This is a genomic window from Bacillus rhizoplanae, assembly GCF_917563915.1.
Classification (GTDB): Bacteria; Bacillota; Bacilli; order Bacillales; family Bacillaceae_G; genus Bacillus_A; species Bacillus_A rhizoplanae.
Map to the genome: position 1 here is coordinate 1 of NZ_CAKJTI010000088.1, position 348 is coordinate 348.

The 348-nt window shown below is 43.4% G+C and carries 1 rRNA gene; it reads right to left on the reverse strand.

What is annotated here, in order from left to right:
• Positions 1 to 86 (reverse strand): 23S ribosomal RNA (locus tag LRP84_RS22400); the annotation flags it as partial.
• Positions 87 to 348 lie beyond the last annotated feature (262 nt).

Sequence of the window (348 nt, forward strand, 5' to 3'; positions counted from 1 at the left end):
GCTCCCCGAAGCATATCGGTGTTAGTCCCGTCCTTCATCGACTCCTAGTGTCAAGGCATCCACCGTGCGCCCTTTCTAACTTAACCAAAATTAAAAAAATATGAGCTACACTGTTATCTAGTTTTCAAAGAACATGCCTACTGCGCTGAATTTGCTTCTTAGCTGGCATGCGGTGAGGAACCCATCATCGTGGAATTCACTTTCAGACGCAACCGCAAGAAAAACAAACTACTTGCACTGTATCTAATTGAGAGATAGTTCTCTCAAAACTGAACAAAACGAAACACGGAAACTTTATTGATGAACAGCGTTCATCAATTCTCCATAGAAAGGAGGTGATCCAGCCGC